General features: G+C 69.1%; 5 protein-coding genes. All 5 read left to right on the forward strand.

Annotated features, from left to right (window positions below):
- Positions 1-950 (forward strand): ABC transporter ATP-binding protein (locus ABZU53_RS31530; RefSeq protein ID WP_355069218.1); only part of this gene is annotated, 950 nt, incomplete at its 5' end.
- Positions 947-1,636 (forward strand): hypothetical protein, encoded by a 690-nt coding sequence (locus ABZU53_RS31535; RefSeq protein ID WP_354863131.1) that lies wholly within the window; start codon positions 947-949, stop codon positions 1,634-1,636. The genes ABZU53_RS31530 and ABZU53_RS31535, both read left to right, overlap by 4 nt.
- A 339-nt stretch (positions 1,637-1,975) precedes the next feature.
- On the forward strand, positions 1,976-2,524 hold the full coding sequence (gene rplJ / locus ABZU53_RS31540; RefSeq protein WP_354863129.1) for a 50S ribosomal protein L10: 549 nt from the start codon (positions 1,976-1,978) through the stop codon (positions 2,522-2,524).
- A 52-nt stretch (positions 2,525-2,576) separates the two neighbouring features.
- Positions 2,577-2,960, forward strand: a complete 384-nt coding sequence (rplL, locus tag ABZU53_RS31545) for a 50S ribosomal protein L7/L12 (RefSeq protein WP_354863127.1) — start codon at positions 2,577-2,579, stop codon at positions 2,958-2,960.
- 573 nt (positions 2,961-3,533) lie between these two features.
- Entirely contained in the window at positions 3,534-6,965 is a 3,432-nt protein-coding gene (locus ABZU53_RS31550; RefSeq protein WP_354863125.1) for a DNA-directed RNA polymerase subunit beta, read from the forward strand.
- Positions 6,966-7,090: the final 125 nt, after the last annotated feature.

Genomic DNA, 7,090 nt, shown 5'->3' on the forward strand with positions numbered 1-7,090 from the left:
CGTTCCTGCTCGACCACGACGCGAAGAGTCTGGCCCTGATCGCGCAGGTCTTCGACGGCGCCCCGGCGCGTCTGTGGTGTGGCAAGCTCGATCGCATGCGGCTGGAGAACGTCTGGTTGCGGTATCACCGGCGTGGTCCGTGGGTGCTGCGGGGCGTGGATGTGCGGATCGGCCCGGGTGAGGTCGCGGTCGTCCTGGGCCGCAACGGGGTGGGCAAGTCCACGCTGCTCCAGGTGGCCGCCGGGGTGCTGCGGCCGGGCCGGGGTCGGGTCGTCGACCGGCCGGCCCGGGTGGGCTGGGTCCCGGAGCGTTTCCCGGCCGACCAGCCCTTCACCGTCTCCCGTTACCTGACCAGCATGGCCCGCGTTGCCGGGTTGGGGCGGTCGGCCGCCGACGAGGCGGTGACAACCTGGACGCAGCGGCTCGGCCTGGGCGCGTTCAGCTCGGTGCGGCTTCCGGAGCTGTCCAAGGGCACCGCGCAGAAGGTGGGTCTCGCCCAGGCCATGCTGCGACCGCCCGGCCTGCTGGTGCTCGACGAGCCGTGGGAGGGCCTCGACGCCGCGACCCGCGAGCTGGTTCCCGAGCTGATCGACGAGGTGCTGGCCGACGGCGGCACGGTCCTGGTCAGCGACCACCGCGGGGAAACGGTCCGGCTGCCGGGCGCGCGCCGCTGGTCGGTGGCCGCCGGCTCGCTGACCGAGGAGACCGCGTCGACCGACGAGGAGGCCATCGCGGTGGTCGAGGTAGCGGTGCCGGCCGCGCGGGTCGCCAGCACCGTCGCCCGGTTGCGCGCCGAGGGCCACCAGATTCTTCGGGTACGCGCCGACACCTCCATCACCGCACCGCAGGCCGGGCCTGCGGCTGCACCGCTGCGGCCGGCCGGTGAACCGGCTCTCGACCAGCCCGAGGGCGTGGACGCGGTCGAGCAGGCAGCGGGGGAGGCCCGGTGAGCGCCCTGGTGCGGATGCGGCTGGCGGGTTTCCTGCGGACCGGTCGGGCGTTGGCGCCGTTGCTCGCGGGTCTCGTCGTGCTCGGCACGCTCTACGGCGGCGGCCGGTCCCAGCCGGCGGAGGCGTACGGCGTCTCGGCCGTGGTGCTCTTCCCGGTGCTCGCCTGGCAGACCAAGATCCTGCTGGACATCGAGCCGGACGTGCAGCGCCGGCTCGCCCAGGTGACGGTCGGGGTGGCCCGGGAGCGCCTGGCCGGGCTCCTGGCGGCCGGCGTGGCGGCGCTGGTCGCGGTGGCGGTCGCGCTGCTCTTCCCCTGGTTGGTGGGCGGGGTCACCGGCCCGGTCGAGCCGGGGGACCGGTCGGTGCCGGTCGGCATCGCGCTGGGACTGTGGGCGCACCTGCTGGCCGTACCCGCGGCGGTCGCCCTCGGGGCGCTGGCCAGCCGGGCGTCGGTGGGCGGTGCCGCGTACGGCGTGGCGGTGCTGGCCCTCGGCGGTGTCGGCGCGGTGGCGCTCGGTCTGCGCGGTTCGGTGGCGCCCTGGCTGGTGCCGCCGATCATGGCCACCGCGCGGACGACTGCGGGTGACGCCGCCGCGCTGACCCTGCTCGGGCTCACGCTCTGGGCGTCGGCGTGGAGCGCGGCGGTCACCGCCGGCTATTTGTGGCGGCGGCGGGCCCAGGGCTGACCAGCGACGCTGCCCGTGACCCGGCTCACCGGGGGCGATTTGGCGCTGGTGGTGCGGGCGCGTACTCTTCAACCGTCATCCGTGTTTCCATGGATGAGGAACCACCCAGAGACCGCTGGTCACCGTGCTCCGGCACGGTCGAAGGTCCCGCGACAACGGGCGACCCGCGTAGGGCGGCAAGCGTAACTCGGCAGTGAGCATGGTCCGCCGACCGTGACGATCCGCTGGCCCTCGCCCCGTGCGCCCTGCGCCGGGGCTTTTCGTTGTCGTGCTGCCTCCGCCCCCGCTCCGGCTTCGGCCGTGTCGGGGACCAGCCTCGAGTAACGAGAGAGGAGGGACATGGCGGACAAGCCGATCCGGGCCGACAAGGCCACGGCCGTCGCTGAGCTGACCGAGAGCTTCCGCAACGCGGGCGCCACCGTGCTGACCGAGTACCGCGGTCTGACGGTTTCCCAGCTCACCCAGCTGCGGCGCTCGCTCGGCGCCGAGACCAGCTACACGGTCGCGAAGAACACGCTGGCGAAGCGTGCCGCGACGGACGCGGGCATCAACGGCCTCGACGAGCTGTTCACCGGTCCTACCGCGCTGACTTTCGTTTCGGGCGACGTCGTCGAGGCGGCGAAGGGGCTTCGCGACTTCGCGAAGGCCAACCCGAAGCTCGTCATCAAGGGCGGTGTCTTCGAGGGCAGGGCCATTTCCGCGGCCGAGGTCACGAAGCTCGCCGACCTGGAGTCCCGCGAGGTGCTGCTGGCCAGGATGGCCGGCGCGATGAAGGGCAACCTGAGCAAGGCCGCGGCCCTGTTCCAGGCACCGCTCTCCAAGGCCGCCCGCGCGGCGGCCGCCCTTGCGGACAAGAAGCGCGAGCAGGAGGGCGCCGAGGCGGCCTGAGGCCGCGCGGCGCACCCACGTTCTTAGACAACCTTTAGAAAGGACGCCAGACATGGCGAAGCTCAGCACCGACGAGCTGCTCGACGCGTTCAAGGAGATGACGCTGATCGAGCTCTCCGAGTTCGTGAAGCAGTTCGAGGACACCTTCGAGGTCACCGCCGCCGCTCCGGTCGCGGTTGCCGCCCCCGGTGGCGCCCCGGCCGCCGCCGAGGCCGAGCCGGAGAAGGACGAGTTCGACGTCGTCCTCGAGGCTGACGGTGGCAAGAAGATCCAGGTCATCAAGGTCGTGCGCGAGCTGACCGGCCTGGGCCTCAAGGAGGCCAAGGACGCGGTCGAGTCCGCGCCGAAGGCCATCCTGGAGAAGGTCAACAAGGAGACCGCCGAGAAGGCGAAGGCGAAGCTCGAGGGTGAGGGCGCCAAGGTCACCCTCAAGTGACCTGACGTTCCACCTGCGCGTGCCCGGCTCAGTGAGCCGGGACACGATCGCGTCGCGGCGGGCGGTGATCCGACACGGATCGCTGCCCGCCGTGTTTCGTGGATCCAGCGACAACCGTCCTGAGCTGGGCGTCGATGGTCGATGCCGGACCACCGGACGAGGGGCCCCGGTCGCCCTCAGGTGGGAAAGAACCGACGACCCGGATACCGGCCCTTGACGCGGCCCCGGCCTGCCAGGCACGCTGAACACCAGCAAGACACCGCGCTTGCGACGGCCACGACGTGGGTAATGACAGCGGCGGCACCAGCGGCCGCGGCAACCCGAGCGGCCCAGTGGGGACGTTGCGTTCTGAGCGGCCCGGCAGACCCCGGTTTACGGGGGCCGAGGCGCGTTCCGCGAACGACCTGCGGGGTGGGCTGGACAGCGGTTAGCCTCTCGGCTACACTGCTAGTTTGCGCTGCCTTCCGACTTGACCCCTGCTCGGAAATGTCCGTTTACGGATATTTCTGGTGGGGTCATTGGAGTGCACGCGTACCAGCCGTTCTGCAGCACCGGTCCTCGGAAGGACGCATCTTGGCAGCTTCCCGCCCTGCGAAGACCAGTCGTACGTCGAGCGCATTCGCTCCCCGCCGAGTTTCATTCGGCAGGATCACCGAACACCTCGAGGTCCCCAACCTCCTTGCCATCCAAAACGAGTCCTTCGACTGGCTCGTCGGCAACGAGGCTTGGCAGGGCCGGTCGGCGGACGACCCGCACGCACGCTCGGGTCTCGCGGAGATCCTTGAAGAGATCAGTCCCATTGAGGACTTCTCCGGCACCATGTCACTCTCCTTCTCGGCGCCGCGCTTCGACGAGGTCAAGGCCTCGATCGAGGAGTGCAAGGAGAAGGACCTGACCTACTGCGCTCCGCTCTTCGTGACCGCGGAGTTCACCAACAACACCACTGGCGAGATCAAGAGCCAGACGGTGTTCATGGGTGACTTCCCGATGATGACGCCCAAGGGCACCTTCGTCATCAACGGCACCGAGCGCGTCGTGGTCAGCCAGCTCGTCCGGTCTCCGGGCGTGTACTTCTCCAAGGAGCCGGACAAGACCTCCGACCGCGACCTCTCCAGCGTCAAGGTCATCCCGAGTCGGGGTGCCTGGCTGGAGTTCGACATCGACAAGCGCGACACGGTCGGCGTACGCATCGACCGCAAGCGTCGGCAGGCCGTCACGGTCCTGCTCAAGGCCATCGGATGGTCGGCCGAGCGGATCCGTGAGCGGTTCGGCTGGTCCGAGCTGATGATGACCACGCTCGAGAAGGACCACATCGCCGGCGCCGACGAGGCCCTGCTCGACATCTACCGCAAGCTGCGCCCTGGCGAGCCGCCGACGCGCGAGAACGCCCAGACCCTGCTCGACAACCTCTTCTTCAACCCGAAGAGGTACGACGTGGCCAAGGTCGGGCGCTACAAGTTCAACAAGAAGCTCGAAGTCGACGTGCCGATCACCACCGGCACGCTGACCGAGGACGACATCGTCGCCACCGTGGAGTACCTGTGCCGGCTGCACGCCGGTGAGGACGGCTACGAGGCCGACGACATCGACCACTTCGGCAACCGTCGCCTGCGCACCGTGGGTGAGCTGATCCAGAACCAGGTTCGGGTCGGCCTCTCCCGCATGGAGCGGGTCGTCCGCGAGCGGATGACCACGCAGGACGTCGAGGCGATCACGCCGCAGACCCTGATCAACATCCGCCCGGTGGTGGCGGCGATCAAGGAGTTCTTCGGTACGTCGCAGCTGTCCCAGTTCATGGACCAGACCAACCCGCTGGCGGGCCTGACCCACCGGCGTCGGCTGAGCGCGCTCGGCCCGGGTGGTCTGTCCCGGGAGCGGGCCGGCTTCGAGGTCCGCGACGTGCACCCGTCCCACTACGGCCGGATGTGCCCGATCGAGACGCCGGAAGGCCCGAACATCGGCCTGATCGGCGCGCTGTCCACCTTCGCCCGGGTCAACCCGTTCGGCTTCATCGAGACGCCGTACCGGAAGGTCGTGGAGGGTCGGGTCACCGACCAGATCGACTACCTGACCGCGGACGAGGAGGACCGGTTCGTCAAGGCCCAGGCCAACGCGCGGCTGAAGGCGGACGGCACGTTCGCCGAGGAGCGGGTGCTCTGCCGTCGTAAGGGCGGCGAGACCGAGGACGTCGTCCCCGGTGCCGTCGACTACATGGACGTCTCGCCCCGGCAGATGACCTCGGTCGCGACCGCCATGATCCCGTTCCTCGAGCACGACGACGCCAACCGGGCACTGATGGGCGCGAACATGCAGCGCCAGGCGGTGCCGCTGGTCAAGGCCGAGGCGCCGCTCGTGGGTACGGGCATGGAGTACCGTGCCGCGGTCGACGCTGGCGACGTGGTGGTCGCCGAGGTCGGCGGTGTGATCGAGGATCTCTGCGCCGACTACGTCACCATCCACCAGGATGACGGCCACCGCCGGACGTACCTGCTGCACAAGTTCCGCCGCTCCAACGCCGGCTCCTGCGTCAACCAGAAGCCGGTGGTCTTCGAGGGCGACCGCGTCGAGGCCGGTCAGGTCATCGCCGACGGTCCGTGCACCGACGAGGGCGAGATGGCGCTCGGACGCAACCTGCTGGTGGCGTTCATGTGCTGGGAGGGCCACAACTACGAGGACGCGATCATCCTGTCGCAGCGCCTCGTGCAGCAGGACGTGCTCACCTCGATCCACATCGAGGAGCACGAGGTCGACGCCCGGGACACCAAGCTCGGTCCGGAGGAGATCACCCGCGACATCCCGAACGTCAGCGAGGAAATGCTCGCTGACCTCGACGAGCGCGGCATCATCCGGATCGGCGCCGAGGTCGTCCCCGGCGACATCCTGGTCGGCAAGGTCACGCCCAAGGGCGAGACCGAGCTGACCCCGGAGGAGCGGCTGCTCCGCGCGATCTTCGGTGAGAAGGCGCGTGAGGTTCGGGACACCTCGCTGAAGGTGCCGCACGGCGAGACCGGCACGGTCATCGGTGTGCGCACGTTCTCCCGCGAGGACGGCGACGAGTTGCCGCCGGGCGTCAACGAGCTGGTCCGGGTCTACGTCGCCCAGAAGCGCAAGATCCAGGACGGCGACAAGCTCGCCGGCCGGCACGGCAACAAGGGCGTCATCTCGAAGATCCTGCCGATCGAGGACATGCCGTTCCTGGAGGACGGCACCCCGGTCGACATCGTGCTCAACCCGCTCGGCGTGCCGAGCCGGATGAACATCGGCCAGGTTCTGGAGACCCACCTCGGTTGGGTCGCCAAGACCGGGTGGAAGGTCGAGGGTGACGACGCCGACTGGAAGCGCCAGCTCCGCTCGATCGACGCGCACGAGTCCGAGGGTGACACCAACGTGGCCACCCCGGTCTTCGACGGTGCCCGCGAGGAGGAGATCTCCGGTCTGCTCGAGTCGACCCTGCCCAACCGGGACGGCAAGCAGCTGATCGGGCGTACCGGCAAGGCGCAGCTGTTCGACGGTCGTTCCGGCGAGCCGCTGCCGGACCCGATCGCGGTCGGCTACGTCTACATCCTGAAGCTCAACCACCTGGTCGACGACAAGATCCACGCTCGTTCGACCGGCCCGTACTCGATGATCACGCAGCAGCCGCTGGGTGGTAAGGCGCAGTTCGGTGGTCAGCGTTTCGGTGAGATGGAGTGCTGGGCGATGCAGGCGTACGGCGCTGCCTACGCCCTGCAGGAGCTGCTCACGATCAAGTCCGACGACGTGCTCGGCCGCGTGAAGGTCTACGAGGCCATCGTCAAGGGCGAGAACATCCCGGAGCCGGGCATCCCGGAGTCGTTCAAGGTGCTGCTCAAGGAGCTGCAGTCGCTGTGCCTCAACGTTGAGGTGCTCTCCAGCGACGGTGTGGCCCTGGAAATGCGCGAGACCGACGACGAGGTGTTCCGGGCCGCTGAGGAGCTGGGCATCGACCTGTCCCGGCGCGAGCCGAGCTCGGTCGAAGAGGTCTGAGGTGAGCGGTCGGGGGGGGGGGGGGGGGGCCCCCCCCCCCCCCCCCCCCAACAAAAAAAACCCCCCCCCCCAACAAAAAAAAAAGACCACCAAAAAAAAAAAAAAAAAAAAACCAAAAAAAGCAC

The sequence above is a fragment of the Micromonospora sp. NPDC005194 genome, from assembly GCF_040608335.1.
In the GTDB taxonomy this organism is placed as follows: Bacteria; Actinomycetota; Actinomycetes; order Mycobacteriales; family Micromonosporaceae; genus Micromonospora.

What these genes read in the sequence shown, in the direction of transcription:
- rplJ (WP_354863129.1), top strand. Translation starts at nt 1,976, where the DNA reads ATGGCGGACAAGCCGATCCGGGCCGACAAGGCCACGGCCGTCGCTGAG.
- rplL (WP_354863127.1), top strand. Translation starts at nt 2,577, where the DNA reads ATGGCGAAGCTCAGCACCGACGAGCTGCTCGACGCGTTCAAGGAGATG.